This is a genomic window from Candidatus Hodarchaeum mangrovi (genome assembly GCF_975850365.1).
The window spans coordinates 41418-58668 of sequence record NZ_CDLCQJ010000144.1; the positions used below are offsets into that span (position 1 = coordinate 41418).

Annotated in this window: 17 protein-coding genes; 4 read left to right on the plus strand and 13 right to left on the minus strand. The window is 32.1% G+C overall.

Going from position 1 to position 17251, the window contains the following annotated elements:
- Positions 1–97: 97 nt before the first annotated feature.
- The 4 genes from ACWVCY_RS13835 to ACWVCY_RS13850 all read right to left on the minus strand — a co-directional run bounded on the left by ACWVCY_RS13835 (position 98) and on the right by ACWVCY_RS13850 (position 3819).
- Positions 98–1435 (minus strand): helix-hairpin-helix domain-containing protein, encoded by a 1338-nt coding sequence (locus ACWVCY_RS13835; RefSeq protein WP_455143530.1) that lies wholly within the window; start codon positions 1433–1435, stop codon positions 98–100.
- Between the two features lie 78 nt (positions 1436–1513).
- Entirely contained in the window at positions 1514–1816 is a 303-nt protein-coding gene (locus ACWVCY_RS13840) for a hypothetical protein (protein WP_455143532.1), read from the minus strand.
- A 70-nt stretch (positions 1817–1886) separates the two neighbouring features.
- A complete protein-coding gene (locus tag ACWVCY_RS13845) occupies positions 1887–3194 on the minus strand; it encodes an MFS transporter (protein ID WP_455143555.1) in 1308 nt (435 codons plus the stop codon).
- A gap of 7 nt (positions 3195–3201) precedes the next feature.
- Positions 3202–3819 (minus strand): thymidylate kinase, encoded by a 618-nt coding sequence (locus tag ACWVCY_RS13850; RefSeq protein ID WP_455143533.1) that lies wholly within the window; start codon positions 3817–3819, stop codon positions 3202–3204.
- Between the two features lie 257 nt (positions 3820–4076).
- On the opposite strand from ACWVCY_RS13850, the gene ACWVCY_RS13855 reads away from it, so the two are divergent.
- Together ACWVCY_RS13855 and ACWVCY_RS13860 are read left to right on the plus strand one after the other, a co-directional pair.
- Positions 4077–4472 carry a translation initiation factor IF-1A gene (locus tag ACWVCY_RS13855; protein WP_455143535.1) on the plus strand — a complete coding sequence of 132 codons (396 nt, stop codon included), beginning with the start codon at positions 4077–4079 and terminating at the stop codon, positions 4470–4472.
- 62 nt (positions 4473–4534) lie between these two features.
- Positions 4535–5290, plus strand: coding sequence for a glycerophosphodiester phosphodiesterase (locus tag ACWVCY_RS13860; RefSeq protein ID WP_455143537.1), 756 nt, complete (start codon positions 4535–4537; stop codon positions 5288–5290).
- Positions 5291–5437: 147 nt separating this feature from the next.
- Here ACWVCY_RS13860 and ACWVCY_RS13865 read toward each other — a convergent pair whose 3' ends face one another.
- Positions 5438–6256, minus strand: a complete 819-nt coding sequence (locus ACWVCY_RS13865) for an indolepyruvate ferredoxin oxidoreductase subunit alpha (RefSeq protein WP_455143538.1) — start codon at positions 6254–6256, stop codon at positions 5438–5440.
- A gap of 188 nt (positions 6257–6444) precedes the next feature.
- Here ACWVCY_RS13865 and ACWVCY_RS13870 point away from each other — a divergent pair, with 188 nt between their 5' ends.
- Positions 6445–7707: an MFS transporter gene (locus ACWVCY_RS13870; RefSeq protein WP_455143540.1), complete on the plus strand. Its 1263-nt coding sequence runs from the start codon at positions 6445–6447 to the stop codon at positions 7705–7707.
- Here the strand turns inward: ACWVCY_RS13870 and ACWVCY_RS13875 are convergent.
- The 5 genes from ACWVCY_RS13875 to ACWVCY_RS13895 all read right to left on the minus strand — a co-directional run bounded on the left by ACWVCY_RS13875 (position 7690) and on the right by ACWVCY_RS13895 (position 12036).
- The gene (locus ACWVCY_RS13875; protein ID WP_455143542.1) at positions 7690–8961 is read right to left on the minus strand and encodes a threonine synthase; all 1272 of its coding nucleotides are present in this window, start codon (positions 8959–8961) and stop codon (positions 7690–7692) included. The genes ACWVCY_RS13870 and ACWVCY_RS13875 overlap by 18 nt on opposite strands.
- Positions 8962–9000: 39 nt before the next feature.
- A complete protein-coding gene (locus ACWVCY_RS13880) occupies positions 9001–10467 on the minus strand; it encodes a pyridoxal-phosphate dependent enzyme (protein ID WP_455143543.1) in 1467 nt (488 codons plus the stop codon).
- Between the two features lie 219 nt (positions 10468–10686).
- Complete coding sequence (locus tag ACWVCY_RS13885) at positions 10687–10974, minus strand: 4Fe-4S binding protein (RefSeq protein ID WP_455143545.1); 288 nt, start codon at positions 10972–10974, stop codon at positions 10687–10689.
- A complete protein-coding gene (locus ACWVCY_RS13890) occupies positions 10890–11453 on the minus strand; it encodes a hypothetical protein (RefSeq protein WP_455143557.1) in 564 nt (187 codons plus the stop codon). Before ACWVCY_RS13890 ends, ACWVCY_RS13885 begins: the two co-directional genes overlap by 85 nt.
- 67 nt (positions 11454–11520) lie before the next feature.
- Positions 11521–12036, minus strand: coding sequence for an NUDIX hydrolase (locus ACWVCY_RS13895; protein WP_455143547.1), 516 nt, complete (start codon positions 12034–12036; stop codon positions 11521–11523).
- A gap of 121 nt (positions 12037–12157) precedes the next feature.
- On the opposite strand from ACWVCY_RS13895, the gene ACWVCY_RS13900 reads away from it, so the two are divergent.
- Positions 12158–12646, plus strand: a complete 489-nt coding sequence (locus ACWVCY_RS13900; RefSeq protein ID WP_455143549.1) for a GNAT family N-acetyltransferase — start codon at positions 12158–12160, stop codon at positions 12644–12646.
- Positions 12647–12657: 11 nt separating this feature from the next.
- On the opposite strand, the gene ACWVCY_RS13905 is transcribed toward ACWVCY_RS13900, so the two are convergent.
- From ACWVCY_RS13905 to ACWVCY_RS13915, 3 genes are all read right to left on the minus strand, one after another.
- The gene (locus tag ACWVCY_RS13905; protein WP_455143551.1) at positions 12658–13419 is read right to left on the minus strand and encodes an SIR2 family NAD-dependent protein deacylase; all 762 of its coding nucleotides are present in this window, start codon (positions 13417–13419) and stop codon (positions 12658–12660) included.
- A gap of 14 nt (positions 13420–13433) precedes the next feature.
- A complete protein-coding gene (locus ACWVCY_RS13910) occupies positions 13434–14582 on the minus strand; it encodes an esterase/lipase family protein (RefSeq protein WP_455143553.1) in 1149 nt (382 codons plus the stop codon).
- Positions 14583–15016: 434 nt separating this feature from the next.
- Positions 15017–17251 (minus strand): class I tRNA ligase family protein (locus tag ACWVCY_RS13915; protein ID WP_455143554.1); only part of this gene is annotated, 2235 nt, incomplete at its 5' end.

Consider the following 17251-nt stretch of genomic DNA (forward strand, 5'->3'; position numbering starts at 1 on the left):
AATCACATTGTTTTAAAGTGTTTTTATAAATAATAAATAAGATAGATGTCTCAAGAATGAAGATGGATTCTAAATACCTTTTATTATAATTTCCTATTCAACCACTAGGAATTTCTTTTTTCAATGTGGCGATCAATTTATTAAAACGTTCTAATGACATCCGTAGAGCTTTTCGGGCCTTTTCAGGTTCTGGAAAATTTAGTAAAGCTTTTTTAGAATTAATTTCTAGTTCTAGCAATTTTTCATATGTCTTCTTACCAATCCCTGGAATTAATAACAGTTCATTTTCTTCAGACTTAGATTTGTGTATTTTTTTGACTGTTTCAGCTCTTTTTTCTTTAATAATTGGTTTTATCTTATCTTGAGGTTGTAAGTAAGTTGAAATTGCTTTCATCCACTTTAAAAACGTTGATTTTGATGTTATTTCTTTAACTTGCTCATAAGTGGACTCATTAAGATCTTTAAGAGTATAGATTCCAATTTTATTTAATTTCTGAGTAGTAACCTTTCCAATCCCTTTTAGTTCACTTACAGAGTCTTGAAGATCACCTGCTTTCTTCACAGGTTTTTTTATTTTAATTTCTGTTTCAGTCAAACCTATACCATGGAGAATTTTAAATATTGTATTTTCAGACATCCTTAATGTCTTTTTAAGATTGATAAGATCTTTATAATTAATTAAATCTGATTTAGTTTTGATTCCGATAGAATTTAGTCGTTGAATTGATTTTGGACCTATTCCTTTAATATTAAGAAGATCTTTTTTCTTACTTGTTGGTATTATCTGATCTGATGGATAAATTGATATTTTTTCAGCGTTTTGAATCATTGTTTCAAGTTTCTTTTCGGAAAAATGTAATAATTTAACTAGGGAACCTCGATCATCATAATTTAGCAGATCAGAAATAGTAAATATCTTTAGCTCAGCTAATTTAGCTGCTGTAACCTTTCCTACCCCTTTAATCACTGTAACTGGAATCGCTCCAGATGTAATCTTTTCTTCAACCATTTCGATTACAGCAGGTTCCTCAATAATAACAGGCTCAGGAACCAATTCTTCGACAGGGGAACCGATTTGAAGAATTGAAGGACCATATATCAATTTCCTTTCAGTTCTACTTGTATTTTCAACAAAAAAAATCTGGCTGATAGGATTCACATTACCCCTTAAATCTTCAATCCACACCTGCCATATACCCAAATGTTCTTTTCTTATTCGTATTGGAATTGGCCAATCTTTAACGATTAAATCTGTGAAACCTTTTCCATAGCGGTTAAGACGTGAATTTTGTCTACTATCCAATATTCGAAGACGATATCTTTCTGGAATATTTTCTTCTTCAAATACAGCATGAATATTAATTTTTTCACCAGGAGCAAATGAAAAAACTGTCATTTGAGGATCTTGAGAAAGACAAATACAGATAGTAGGCATATTAATGACCTATATAGCTACTGATTCAAGCATATCGAGATCTTTATCAATATTTTGGAAAATTCATTAATTTCATGGCTATTCAACTTTGACATTGAAAAATAATCGAAATTGATCGTTATCTGTATCAATAATAATTTGCCAAATACCTAAATGATCCTTTCTAAGACCATTAGGAATTCGCCAACGAATGAAAATCTCGTTGTCTTTTCCACTATTGTAATGATTTAGACGTGTATTCTCTTTTTGATCTAATATTCTTAATCGGAATTTTTCAGGAATTGAGGAAAAATTTGCTCTAAAATATATTAATTCGCCTGGATTAAAGAAATTAAAATCATTTTTAAAATGATTATTCGTTGTTAAAGAATAATTTAACATAAATTTTCCTCAATTTAATAATATGGATTAGATCATAAAATCTGAATAATATGTAGGGAATATCAAGAGATTATGACACGAGGGCTATAGATTCAAGAGGATGCCGATTAAAATAACTAAGTATAAGAATTAGAATTAAAACGCCAATAAAAGTAATTCCTGCTGCCAGTAAGAAAGATAATTGATGGGCAAGGACTGATCCTATTCCACTTAAGATAAGAAGATCAGTTGTAGGACCTACAATAATTGTTCCTGCCAATCCCCATGAAAGGAAAAATGTTGCATTATAATATCCGAAATATCTAGCACGGTTTTTAGGATTAATAAGTCGTGATGCATATGTATATGATGAAGCTGATACAATTACGTCAGCACATCCTCTTAAAAAGCTTGCAACATAGATTAAAGGGAGAAAGGAGATTGTCGAAAACATAATCAAAGAAAATATAGCAATTAAAGCCCCAAATATCAATGTTCTTCGAGTTCCTAGCTTGGAACTAATCCCTCCAACAAAAATTCCTGTTAGAATAATAGCTAAAGATTGTGTATTGATTATATAACTTAAAACTTGACTACTTAGATTGAAACCTTCTTCTAAAGAGAGATAGAGAGATAAAATAATCGCAACCGAATTTCTACCGAAATTGATGAATATCATTGCTATTAAAAAGATAAAGAATACCTTATTCTTAATTCCATTTGGAATTTTTGTATCTTGAGATTTCTCCTCCTGATACCTTTTAATTCCGCCTTCTGGCATAAAAAACATTGGAATTGCCGACAAAATCATAACGCCAGCTGCAACATAGAAAAGAATACCTTCATAAAAGCCCCACCCTTCATAATACATAGACAAACCATCATACAACAAACCACCAACCCAAACTCCCACAATTCTACCAATACCTCCCAAACTTGAAAGGTTCCCCTGAATTTTACTTCTCTCTGCATAAGGAAATATATCAGAAATTAAAGCAGTCCAGCCTGTATTAGACATACTCCAAAAAATTTCAATTATAGAAAGCCCAATAATAATGATCCAACCTGCTAGTAACCCAGAAGTTACCGTACGATGTGTGTGAAATACCAAAATCGTTCCAACAGCTGCAAGTACCTCTCCTATAACAATAAATGTTCTTCTACGTTGATATCTATCAGAAATTACTCCCCAAACAAACATTTGAAAAAAAACGTTTAAAATCATTGGTAATGTAGCAAATAAGGTAGTTTCTGTTACACTCATTCCAAGAAAATTTCTCAAATAAATTGATAAATAACTGTAAAACAATCCCCTTCTAAACATGGCTAATATCTGGAATGAGGACAGCCCTAGGACATTCTGAAAGAATTGAGGTTTTTTAAATATTGCTATTTCTATCTACCTCTTAATTAATCCCGTTGAATAAAGGAAGTCTTTTTCTAATTTCTGACCATACTTTCATAGGTGGGGGATTGCCATTAATGATTATCCATCCTTTTAATCTTGTAATGTAACTCATTTTTTCGTGCATCTTATGTAAACGAGCTAAAGATTCAAACATCTCTTTTTTTTCGCCACGGTTTCTTATCCTCTCCCAAGCTACTTCTGGAGAGACATCTAGAAAAAAGGAAAATTCACTAGTTGGTATAAAAGTTGAAAAAAAGTTGTACCCAAATAAAACTAGAGATCTAGGTAGGTAACAGACCCCTAGGAGATAACGTGATATTATCAGAACTTCATTTTCAGAAGGATGGTAATATTTGACTAAAGTTCTGATTACATCGATAATGTAAAATATTGCTGCTTTCATATGTCCCTTAGTACCACCCTCTTCAAGAGCTTTTTTTGTTAATCTTCCAAAGGGATTATCAAGGCTAGGATGGCTCCTTATTCTCACATTATACCCCTGCTTAATGTAATACCGTGCTATTAGATTAGTTTGAGTGTCTTTTCCACTTCCATCACCAGAATCTACTACAATGAATAAAAATCTCCTCTTCTGATATTTATTCTCTGTTTTCAAGCCTTTTTTCACACAATCTTTGTAAATTTTAAGAAATAAAAAATGATTTGATTCCTTAATATTAGAGTTATGATACTCTTATTTAGCAAAACTATTTGAAGGTTTATAAAAAGACTCTTTATGAAGGATTTAACAATGTAGTCCTCTCCTTTGCTTCTTAATAAGCTGATAAAAAAACATAGAAGGGGAGGAAATTAAGGTTATTAATCTTTAATATTAATATTTCATCAAAAAACTATTTAGAAGGCAATATTATCATGGTTCAAGGTAAACCAAAATCAAAAGATAAAAAGAAAGGAAAAAATGTACCAATAACTAGCGAAGCACCTCGGAGAACGCGATATCCAAGCCAAAATGAACTAATTGGGGTGGTTATTAGGAACTTTGGTGCACGCCATATGGAAGTTCTCTGTACAGATAATGTTAAAAGAAATGCACGAATTCCTGGTCGATTTAGAAGGGGTTATAGGATTTCAATAGGAGATGTGGTTCTAGTTGAGCCTTGGGACGATTTAACGGGGGATAAAGCGGATATAAGTTATCGATATAGAAAAAATGAGATTCGTCCCTTGGCAAGACGCTATAAGAAAGCCCTAGATCAATTGGAAGTAGAAATTCCACGAGAATCATCGGGAGAAGAAGAATACGACTAATTAAAAGAATTACTATTTTTAACAACTATTTATTGAAATCATAAAGACCGAGGCCTTGAGATTTGCATATTCTTGCACACCGAGGGTACTTGGTTAATGGTGACCCTGAAAATTCAATACCTGCTTTTCAGACAGCGATTCATCATCATGCTGACGGATTGGAGTTTGATATCCATCTAACAGCTGATAAACAATTTGTCTGCTACCATGATGAATCTTTGAGTAAAATAGGAATGCACTCTCTAATTCGAGATCTAACAACAAAAGAAATCGAAGAAGTCGATTTAAATAATAAAGGGATAAAGATTCCATCACTGGAGGAAATTCTTGAATTATTTGCAAATAAGACTTTATTAAATATTGAAGTAAAATTCTTTGAAGGGGCTGTTCTTCTAATCGACCTTCTAAACCAATATGATGTTAATTTTGATATTTCTAATTTAATAATATCATCATTTAATATTCAACCTCTTAAGGAAATTAAAAGACATAATGAAAATGTCCCAACAGCTCTACTTTGTCATCTCCCGAAGATAGATTTAGCATTAGAATTAAAATGTGACGCTATTCATCCATTTTATGATCCTGTGCCTCCTGAAAAAATCAAATTACATTCAAGAACACTAACACAGGTATATTTTGACTATTTAACATCAAGAGGCTTTAAAGAAGCAAAAAATTCTGGATTGCATATTAATTTATATCCAGTAAATGATGAAAATTATCTTAAAAAGGCATTCAAGCAAAATATTGATGGCATTATTACCGATAATCTTGAAAAAGCAATTAATAAAAGAACAGAATTCATGAAAAGATAATTATTTGACATGTAATTCCAAAGGTGAAGTTCATATTTAATGTTCTTTATGAATTTAAGAAGAAAAAATCTATAATTTTATAATCCTTTCTTGTTATTTTAGATGATTAAATTCAAAAATAGAAATTTAATGGAAATCTATCTTCCTTTATGAAACATCTACAAGAGAATTAATACGTTCAATTGCGTCAGATATTTTCTCTAATCCATCAAATGAAAGAAAAATGGCGTGTTGAGGACAGATCTCGACACATCTACCACATCCACGACAAAAATCAGAAATAATGGCTTTTTTGTCTACAAGTTGAATGGCTTTTACAAAACAAATGTCTTTAGTGCATGTTCCACATCCTATACATAAATCATGATTCACCTCAACCATAACTCCAGGCATCTTTGTTACTTTGTTTGATATCTTTTTAGATACATAGGGGAGGATACGCCATAAACAACAACATTCACAACAATTACAGATAGTAAGCAACTTTTCACCTGGACCTACTTTTAACCAGAAGGTATCTAACTTATTTCGACCTATTAGATGTATTAATCCGACATCACGACACTTCTTTACATGGGAATGAGCTTCCTTTTTGGAGACTTGTCTACCTAAACGAGGATCAATACTCATGGCTGCTTCTCCTAAGAATAAACATCCTAAATTAACTGGATAATCCTTGCAAGATGTCGAAGATCTACAAATACACCAATCCATGATCCAATGATAATTTGATTCATCTATGAAATGATCAACTACCTGAGAAGGTAATACCATGTCACCATGAAGTTCTATAGCTTTGTTTATTTGAATAACTTCATCTTTTGGTAGATATAATATATCATCTCCTTCAAAAAGCATGTGATCAACCATTCGTCCAATAATTGGAAATTTAGTAAATCGTGAAAACAAGAAACGCTGTGGAAAACCCTTTTTGATTAAATTAACAAACCACATTGGTCGAGGCAAACTAATAACATTCCTGAAATGTAATTAGATAAAAGGCATTTATTCGAAATAAGATATTCAACGATATTATTCTTTTGTATCACATTTTTATTCATTTTTCCATGATCAAAGTATAGACAAAATTTCTCCTTAAAATCCAAACAAAAGAGTTTAACTATTTTTAATTAACTATAGGAAGCTTTCTGTCTGTGTATTATAAAAAAATAGATAAAATTTCTAACATTTCTGAATTAACCGCCGCAGTAATTATGCACGCTTCAGTTGAAATTCCATTTTTTATTTTTCCCGTTATTCTACTTCTAGTAGGAAATGATTTATTTTCTGATGTCAACTCAATTGTATGGATCGGATTAGGATCTATAGGTACGTTAGGAACTTTAGCTGCTGGATTACCAGCACCAATATTTGGGTATTGGAGTGAAAAAATGAATTATGGTTCATTAATGTCGATAAGTGTAGTTTTAGCAGCCTGTGGATCCTTAATAATGTTTTTATGGGGAGATATTTATTTGGGATCAGTTTTAGGAATGATAATCCTTGGGATTGCACTAGCAATTTATCATCCGCCAGGATTGGCTTGGGTAACAAAGAAGTTTTATAATGAAGAAACCAATTCATATTCAACAAACTATAACAAAGCTCTTGCATTTCATGGTGCTGGAGGAACTATAGGAGCTTCTATTGGGCCATTATCTGTTTATTTTCTTATAGAATCTTTTTCTTGGCGAGAAATTTATTTATTTTGGGTTTTTCCTTTAGTTATAGTTGCCTTTCTCTTTTGGATATTGATTGGTCGGAAAAATTTAAATCAGAAATCAATTCCTATTAATTATAAAAAAAATGAGAAGGTTGATCAATATTCAAAATCTCAAGCCCGATATATTAGAATAATATTACTTTTTGGTTTTATCATTGCCATGTCCTTATCTAGAGGCATGATCAACTTTATAATCGCACCATTTCTATCGGAATCCAAAAATTTTCAAATTACAAAGGCAGCGTTGTTTATTGGAGTAACAACACTAATAGGAATCTTTGGACAACTCCTAGGTGGAATTACAGGAGACAAATTCAGTGAATCCTTTGTCTTAAAAATTAATGCATTACTCCAAGCTGGAGTTATTCTTCTGATTTATTTCTCATTTGGAGATATTTTAATTCTAGTTCTTTACATTGTATTATCTATGAGTAATTCTATTTTCTGGCCTTCAACAAATAGTTTAATTGCAAAGAACACCTTAAAACAAAGCTCAGCATTCGGAATAGTGATGTTTCTTGCAAATATAGTTGGTGCGTTTGGCCCACTAATCGATGGAATTTTTTTATTTTGGAATCTTCAGAAATATCTAAATATCTTTATTTTCGCTAGTCTCTGTTCATTTTTAGCTTTTATAATTCTTTGGATTTTTGATTTAAGAGTGAAAAAAATTCTATCATATACGTTTGAGTAAGAATTTTAAAGCACTTAGATCAGGAGGAATTGAATCATATACTTTAAAGGATCGAAATACAACTTCAGGATCTTTAAAACCTGTTCCAGTTATAGGAAGAATTATAACATCATTAGTATCGATGGTTCCATCATTAATTAATTCTTCTAAGCCTGCTAGAGCAGCTGTTCCTGAAGGTTCACCAAAAATACCCTCATCAGCTGCAAGCCAGTTTTGTGTCCTAAGAATGTCTTCCTCTTTGACTGCAACTGCAGTTCCTTTACTCTGATATATTGCTTCTAAAGCTTCATTCCCATCCCACGGATGAGGATCAGCTAATCCACCTGCAACAGTATTAGGAGTTTTATTCCAATCCAGAAAATTTAATGGCTCTATTTTTTGTTTTACAGATTCGACAATTGGTGCACATTCTTCAGGTTGGACTGCAACCATTTTCGGGGTATTAGAAATAAAATCCAGCTTTTCAAATTCTTCAAAACCACGATATGTCCCCGCAAGTAATCCACCACTTCCAGTGTTACAAATTACCCAATCAGGGACTTCCCACCCAAGCTGTTCACAAATTTCAAATCCAAGACTTTTAGTTCCTTCAAATTGAAAGGGATTAAAAGGGCCAAAGGAAGGACTGGGTGTCCATCCAAACTCCTTAAATGCCATTCTAAATAATACTACGGTAGGGTCTTCTCCTTCTTTTACAACAGATACGCGAACTACTTTTGCTCCTAAAAAGGTTAATTGTGCTATTTTACCTTGAGGAGCGGACTCAGGTACAAATACAACAGCTTTTAATCCAGCTCTAGCCGCATAAGTGGCTAAAGCTGCTGCTGCATTTCCACTAGATGCTGCAGTGACTGTTTTTGATTTTAATTCCCTAGCTTTTGAAACTCCAACGGAAATAGGTCTATCTTTGAAACTTCCTGAAGGATTTCCAGTTTCAATTTTTAAAAATAACCTTTTTGCTCCAATTTTTTTCGCTATTTTTTCAGCTTTGACTAATGGTGTTCCACCCGTCCCTAAAAGGATTAAATTCTTTGGATCCTTTAGAGGATAGAACTCAACATATCTTTCATGAGTGAATGGTCTCTCTATAAACAGCTTCTTTGTCACTTTTTCCTTCAATAATTCATAATTAAAAATAATCTGTAATCTATATCCACAATTACAATATTTAGTAATAAAATCTTCTTCATAAACCTCTTTACGACATTTTGGACACATTAGGTTAGGATTATAAAATGTTTCCTTATTATCCACTTAAAACACCTTGATTCATGAAAAAACTATAGGATTTTATTATAAAGCTACTCTTTCATTGAACAGTTTTATTAATTCATCAAGTTTAGGCGTCAGTTTATGGATTGAAGACCAGTAGGAATTATCATACCATTGTTGATTTAGCTCTTCTACATTTTTACCCTGTTGTTCTATCCATGTGAAATATTTTAAATTATGAACACGTTTCTTTTGAGGATACGAAAGTTCAAGGATATAATCAGTTTTTAATTGCTTGATAGATCTATGGTAATCAATTGCAGCATTAACTGTTTTATATTCACCATATTGGTTTCGTAATTCAATAACTCGAGAATGATACATTTCCATTGAATCGGTAAATACTGTTATAATTACATCTTTATTAGTCAATTCATAATATTTTGCTAATTTAATTGCGAAGAGAATATTAGCCATACTGGAAATCCCTAATAAAGGTAATTGACTAATAATATCTTCAGAAATTCCAACTTCTTTTTCTAAGTACTCCAAACCAGCTGATTCATTAAACAAACGAACCCAGTTCATAACATCATGATCATCAATAGCAACAATAACATCAGTGTTTTTAATATTGTGAATCCATGGAACATGTTTATCTCCTATCCCTTCAATTCTATGAGCTCCAAATCCATTCTCATACAGAGTAGGACATTGGACTGATTCACCTGCTGCGATAAAACTCGTTGGATATTCCTCTTTTAAGAAGTCACCACATCCAATAGTACCAGCACTTCCAGTCGTGAAACAGCATCCACGATATTTACTACTTCGAAGCTCTTTATCCAACACTTCTTTAATAGCGTTTCCTGTAACTTCATAATGCCATAAATGATTACCAAACTCATCAAATTGGTTGAATATTACAACTTGATCTCCTCTTTCTGCTTTCAGTTCATGGCATTTGTCATAAATTTCTTTAACATTTGATTCACCACCAGGAGTCGTGATTATTTCCCCAGATACTGTTTTTAACCATTCAAAACGCTCTTTACTCATTTCTTCAGGTAAAATTGCTACTGATTCACATCCGAGGATTGCTGAATCATATGCTCCTCCTCTACAATAATTTCCAGTACTTGGCCACACGGCTTTCTGAGAGGTGGGATCAAATTGACCAGTTACTAAACGTGGAACTAAACAACTGAAAGCTGCACCTACTTTATGAGCACCTGTTGGAAACCATTTTCCTATCAGGGCAATAATTCTTGCTTCTACTCCCGTCAGTTCTGAAGGAAGTTCAATATAATTAGCAATATCATTAAAACCTCCTCCTTTTTCCACAGATTGATTTTTCCATGTAATCCTGAAGAGATTCCTTGGCGCTACTTCCCATAAACTTAAAGTTTTTAATTCCGCTTTAATTGTCGCTGAAACCAATTTTTTCGGATTTTTTTGCTCTTCAAATGTTGGTATGATGATATTTCTGTCCTTTGCTCGTTTTACAGCTCGGTTTAGAATTTCTTCATTTAATGTAAGATCTATCATTCTATTTCACCAATATTTTTCCTTATAAATTAAACTTGAGATAAATTTTGTGAATAAAGGGAGAAAAGAAGATTAATCCCCTTATGTAATCATTATTTACTGAATAAAATAATCTATTAAGGGAGGTACAATCAATCTCTGTTCCTTTATATTTGTTTATTCTTCGATTGATTAGTTAAAATTCTAATTTACAAAAGCTATTACATTAATCATTCTAATCTAATTTTCATAAATCTTCCTTCTTTTCATTGTAATCGCTCCAATGGGGTATTTTGTAACACATAGTCCGTAACCAACGCATTTTTTACTTTGATAAACTAATTGATTATTAAAGAAGCTTCTTGCAGAAAAATAACAGTATTTAGAGCAACTTCCGCATGCTATGCACTGTTCTTGATTGTGAACGCTTACAAATTTACTAGTTAAAGCAATATTTTTGTTTTTCGATGAGAATGTTGCAATAAGACTGTTTGGAGCATTACACAACAACAGGGACAACAGGAGCAAATAACATAAAAATATTCAGAAGTTGGCGCTGTAATTAGTTGATGAATTAATCCTCTTTCATTCGCCTTTGAAAGAATTTTTTCAACTTCTTTTACTGTAGAATTTCTAGTAATTGACTTTTCTCCAATTTCACGTATATTTTTGGCATTTCCTACATGAATACATGTCCAGAGTTCGTTATCACATTTTTTCCTAGTCGCCCTACAATAACAATATCCAATAGAAAGTGATGGAATTTGCTTTATTATGTTTAAAATTTCTTCTGTGGAAGCTATACGGTTAACTCCATGTAAACTTATGTCTAAGGGTATAATTTTACTTCCATACACTTTTGAAAAGAAATCCATTTTTTTTAAATAATACTTAGAATTTAATTTGTTGTTATACCTGATAGCTTCAAGGATAGGAACTTCTACTGCTCCTAAAAGTGTACTAACAGTTTTTCCTATTTTTGGATCACGATTGAAAAACCTTTTCAATCTATTTTCTCTTTTTAAGACTTTTTGAACCTTCTAATCAGAAAGTTTGATTTAATGAAAAATAAATTCAATTTCTCCCAAAAGTCCAATTTTGTATTTTTTCTCCATTATAAAGGAATTTACCTTCAAGAATGTTATTTGTTGTTAATAGATATGGTGTAAAATAACGATCGCCATCCCACATTCTGTTATAAGGAATATCTTCAATATAAAACCATTTTAATTCTCCTTCAAGGTTTATAAATCCTTTTTTCTCGTGTACCACAGCCGTATATAAAAAAACCAACCAATTAAATGCTGGAATATCCTCTGAAAACTTATCACGATTAATTTCGTCAAAATAAATATATCCTCGATAATTTATATTCTGTGGAGTAAAGATGTAACCTGTTTCTTCCTTTAACTCCCGAATAATACATTCCAAGGGCGTTTCTCCAGGCTCCACCCTGCCCCCTACTCCTATATACTTTCCTGCATGGAAATCGTCCTTTTTTTTGTTACGATATAGTAGTAAAACTTCAAGTGCTTTCTTTGGGTTAATGTATATAACGTATGCAAGTGTAGCAAGCTTATGAGTAACCATAAACAATCAATGTACTCAAGAATCCGCAACTTTAAATGATAGATGACATATAAATAAAACGAGGTTAAAGCTAGAATTCAAAACGAAACATAAAATTATTTAATTTTCAGGAAGATCTATTATGACTTCTGCTATAGATTTAGTACATAAAGAAGTAGTAATCCGAAAAAGTATAATGGAAGACATTGATAGATTTATTGAAATTGAGAAAAAGTGTTTCAGCCCGAAATTTCGTTATGAATATTCTATCCTGTTTTCGCTTTTGTATATGTACCCAAAATTCATAACTTATAGTGCGTGTCTAAATGAAAAGGTCATCGGATATATTTCAGGGGAATTAGATGAAATAGATCAGTCAATTTTTAAAATTGTTACTATTGCTGTCGAACCTGAATTTCAACGTAAAAATATTGCTACTCAACTTCTTCAAACACTAATTGAAACTATTAAAAAAACCTATAAGATTTCACGTGTTGAATTGCATGTCTATTCTAAAAATCAACCTGCTATTGACTTTTATAGCTCTCATGGGTTTAAAATTCAAAAGGAAATAAAAAATTATTATTTCCGACGGGCCCATGCTCTTTTGATGGGAAAGGAACTCAAGTAGACAGAAAATTTTTAGAGATTATTTGATAAAATTTCTATTATCCTTGAAAAAACTGATCCAGCTTTTTCTCGGATAATGATGGTAGCATCATCATCATAGTGAGTTTCATCTTCATTAATGATCACTAATTTCGATCCATTTAACAATGCTAATCTTGGTAAAAACACAGCTGGAGCTACAGAAAGGCTGCTACCTACAACTATTACTAAATCAGCCTTTGAAATTTCTCTACTAGCCTCATAGAATATATTATCTGGTACAGGTTCCCCAAATAAGATAACATTAGGTTTAATTAACCCAGTACAAAGTGTACAGCGAGGTGGAATGCCCTTCTCATTAATAAGATCTGTAATTGCTTTATGATGATAGATCTTCCTGCAATTCAAGCACTTCCCAAACTCACCAGAACCATGGAGTTCTAAAACGTTTGTACTCCCAGCTTTTGTATGTAAAAAATCAATATTTTGAGTAATCACAGTTTTTAGATTAAAATTTTTCTCTAGAAATGCCAGTCCTTTGTGTGCAGCATTGGGTTCAGCATTTTGGATTAATAAAGACCCTTCCCGGTGCATTTGCCAAAATTTTTCAGGATGAGCTAAAAAGGAGGAATATTGAGCATATTCTGCTGGATCATAACGTTCCCATAATCCGCCAGGACTTCTAAAATCGGGAATTCCTGATTCAGTACTAATACCAGCACCTGTAAAGGCAACTATATAATTAGAATTTTTAATAAGACGGATTATTTCTAGGATTAAATTTTCACTTATCAATGATTTCACTGACATTATGGAATATAAGTATATACTGCAAGGCTTATTTGCTCATTAGAAGTACCATGCAGTGTAAAATAGTCCACTGCAGGTAATTCTGTATACTTAATAGAAATATCTACCTTTCCTGTTGTTTTTTGTAGAATTCCTGAATCATCAAATGAGAAAATGGTTAAATTAATGTCCTCATTTTGTTCTAGTGAAAAAAAATTACTGAAAATAATAATAGGAACCTCAGGAATAAATGATTGTTTTTCTTTCATTGATGGAATTTTAATAAATCCTGATTGGGGATATCTCTGGGTTATATGTCCTTTATAGTGTATCCGAAATCCTAGAGGTCTGAGTGTATTTGTTATAGCCAATAAACGGATTTTAAAAACTGCTACTTTAGGAATAAAAAAGTCTCTCAATACTCTAAAAGTAATTTTATGCTTGTGGACACGTAATTGGGTTCGCCCAAGAGTAATATTGATCGCATCAGATAGTGGTACAAACCGAATTTCATTTGATTTTAAGTCACGGGCCCAGAGAGCACCCCCTATATTAATATTTGTCAAATAATATAATTCTTTTTCTGTAATAGTTGAATTAATGTCCTCAAGATAATCAAGTTCACGTTGGATTTGAACTTTCTCCATTTTTGATTCAATAAGATTTTGAAGGTATTGCACCTTATCGTGTGGTGTACCAACCATCGCTAATATGCGTACTTGGGTATCACCATGATTAAACTTTGTATAGTACCTTGAAATGATTCCACCAGTTGAATACGCAACGATACTTATCCTATGAGCAGTTGTGACTTCCTGTATATAATTAACAATTTCTATTAACTTATCAGCTCCTTGTTTGAGATCATCCATTTCCCAAGTGTCAATAGCAAACAAGGAACGAAATCCATAATACCAAAGTTCACGAGCAAACCAATTAAAAATCGTATGGGATGTCCCATGCCCATGAATCATTAAGATTGGCTCATTAAACCGAGCTTTTTCATCACCCGCTGGAATATATTCCCCTGATTCGTCATCAGAGAGATAGCTAAATCTAAAACAAATAGGTATTTCTGATATTTGAATCCAGAAGTGGTCTAACTCTTTTAAACGTTGAGTCTCCGACGTGACATCCACAAATTTTGGACGTTTAAATATTGGCGACATAATAGACACTTTTGATTACTAATAAAATTCAATCGTTATAAAGGTTTTAAACAGTTAATTAAACTTGACTGTTTATTTCATTGTTCAAACTTTACCGAAGTTTATTAACAATTTTTCTTTGAATTCTGCTGATATATTAATGTCAATTTCTTAAAGATTTTTCATGAATGAATTTAAATTGATAAATTAGGGTAAAAAAACGATAAAGGAATTTACTGGCATTTTCCGCACCTTTTGGGCCTTCTTTTTATCATTCTGTTATTATTTAATTCCTTTCTCTTTAATTACTAACCAATTATGTTAAGAATTTCCCATGGGTTTATTATTATCTTAGATTCTAACTGGAACTCTAACATTTAGATTTCTTGGAGCGGTATAATCTATTTAATAGCTCACTACCTGATTCTATAAGAAAAATTGACCTTAGAAAAAAATTAAGGATCTAAAGATACATCTATTTTTAGATATATCACGGATCCGTTGACTAAATACTTTTTTCCTTGAATTTTAGCTGATTCTATGATGGTGTGCCCAATAGTCTCCTTAAGTATAAAATTACTAAATTGTTCAATACTTTGGATCAATTTTAAATCTGATGTAGTGTAAAGGATATTGATTGGAGTTTCTAAGTTCAAATAATGGCTTTTTCTAAGATTTTGAACAATCCTTACTATTTCACGGGCATTTCCTTCGTTTTCTAACTCAATGGTTATCTCAGTTCTTAAATAAAGACGAAATTTTCCATTAAAAGTAGTTGATATGTAATCCTCAGTGGAAACAGGAAAATTGAATTTTCGACATAAATTTACATTTTTTACATTCAACTCTTTTTTAACAGCTTCAATAAGCTGATCTTCCCACAAGGTTTGAGTAAATAATAACTCAAAACTTTCAACAACTAGATTTGAGAGAGGTTGTCTTAATTTAATTTTAGCTTTACTTCTAAGCGATCTACCTTGTTCAATTATTTCAAAAAAGCTATTTACATCATTAATTGCTTCATTAGAGGTATTTACCACTTCAAGGTCTTTAAAAAGAAACAAATGAACGCTTTCAGGCAAGGTTTGATCTAAAGGAAAACGAAGACTTTGATAAAGTTTTTCTGCAAAGAAGGGCATAAATGGGGAAAGAAGTACACTTAAATTTATTAGTACGGTATATAAAGTGGAGTAAGCTTCTTCTTTTTCTTTCAGATCACCCTCTGTTTTCCAAAATCGTCTTCTAGAAACTCGAATGTATTTATTGGTAAGATCATCAAAAAAACTTTCTAGGGCATAAACTGGAGATCTTAGATCACCTAAAGCAAAAGCTTGATGATACTGTTTATTCAGCTCTTTTAAACGTGATAATATCCATTGGTCGAATACATTTTCCGATTTTTTCTTGAGCTGTGATATTTCTTGAATATCTAAAGATGCAAGATTAACAAAAAATCTCACTGCATTCCAAACTGGGATAAAACGGCTTTTGAACTTTAAAGCATCTTCAAGATTAAAATTCAAGATTGTATCAGCTTTTTGACAGGCATAATACCATCTCATTGAATCAGAACCAAGTATCTTTCTAGTCTCATCAAAGCTTAATGTTTTATTTGTAAATGCAGATTTATGCATGTCGCTTCCATCTTGATTCTTAACAGCCTCATAGACCATAACCCTCTTATAGGGGGCTATTCCCTCAAGTGTAACTGACATAAAGAGTAAGGAATAAAACCATAATCTAACTTGTTCAACCATCTCACATACTAAGTCAGCTGGAAACCATTCTTGCCAATATTTTCTATCATTAAGGTAATTAAGGGTAGAAAAGGGAACAATCCCAGCATCCAACCAACAATCACCTACTTCTGATATTCTGGAGACAGCTTTGCCGCATGAGGGGCATTTAATCTTTATTCTATCAATCCAAGGTTTATGAAGTTCTTGAAGTTCTTTGAAATCATTTTTATTCAGAATAAACGCTTTCAACTCATCCTTATTGCCTATTACAGTAAGTTTTCCACAGGAACATGGATAAAATGGAAGTGGAAGACCCCAAAATCTTTTCCGAGATATACACCAATCTCCCATGTTAATCAACCAATCATCCATTCGTTTTTCTGCATATTCTGGAATCCAATTAACCATAGAATTGGCTTGACGTAATAATGGCTTAATTTCTCCACATGAAATAAACCATTCTGAGACTAATTTGAAAACTAATTCTGTTTTGCATCTCCAACATACTGGATATCGATGTTCTATCTCCTCAACTTTAAATATGAAGTTCTTTCGTGATAAATCTGATAATATTGGATCCTTAGCTTCTTGTACGGATAAATTTTTGAAAGGTGGGACAATTAGTAATCCTTGTTCATTAATAGGACAAAGAATGTCTAATTCAAGCATATTGCCAAGTTCAAAGTCTTCCGCACCACATCCTGGAGCTATGTGCACAATTCCTGTTCCTTCGGTTATTAAAACATCCTTCCAGCATACTATCTTGTGTTTAATGTTTCCTTGAAATGAAATTTCTTCAAAAGGTCCAATATATTCCTTATTTTCCAAATCTCTTCCTTTAAAAATGTTAATAGTTTTGTAATTTGTAAAAAGACTATCTACAAGGGATTCAGCTACAATAAATTCTTTTTTTTCAGCTTTAATTAGTAAATAATTTGAAGTTGGATTAAC

What these genes read in the sequence shown, in the direction of transcription:
- ACWVCY_RS13840 (WP_455143532.1), bottom strand. Translation starts at nt 1,816, where the DNA reads ATGTTAAATTATTCTTTAACAACGAATAATCATTTTAAAAATGATTTT.
- ACWVCY_RS13855 (WP_455143535.1), top strand. Translation starts at nt 4,077, where the DNA reads ATGGTTCAAGGTAAACCAAAATCAAAAGATAAAAAGAAAGGAAAAAAT.
- ACWVCY_RS13900 (WP_455143549.1), top strand. Translation starts at nt 12,158, where the DNA reads ATGACTTCTGCTATAGATTTAGTACATAAAGAAGTAGTAATCCGAAAA.
- ACWVCY_RS13895 (WP_455143547.1), bottom strand. Translation starts at nt 12,036, where the DNA reads ATGGTTACTCATAAGCTTGCTACACTTGCATACGTTATATACATTAAC.
- ACWVCY_RS13880 (WP_455143543.1), bottom strand. Translation starts at nt 10,467, where the DNA reads ATGATAGATCTTACATTAAATGAAGAAATTCTAAACCGAGCTGTAAAA.
- ACWVCY_RS13910 (WP_455143553.1), bottom strand. Translation starts at nt 14,582, where the DNA reads ATGTCGCCAATATTTAAACGTCCAAAATTTGTGGATGTCACGTCGGAG.
- ACWVCY_RS13835 (WP_455143530.1), bottom strand. Translation starts at nt 1,435, where the DNA reads ATGCCTACTATCTGTATTTGTCTTTCTCAAGATCCTCAAATGACAGTT.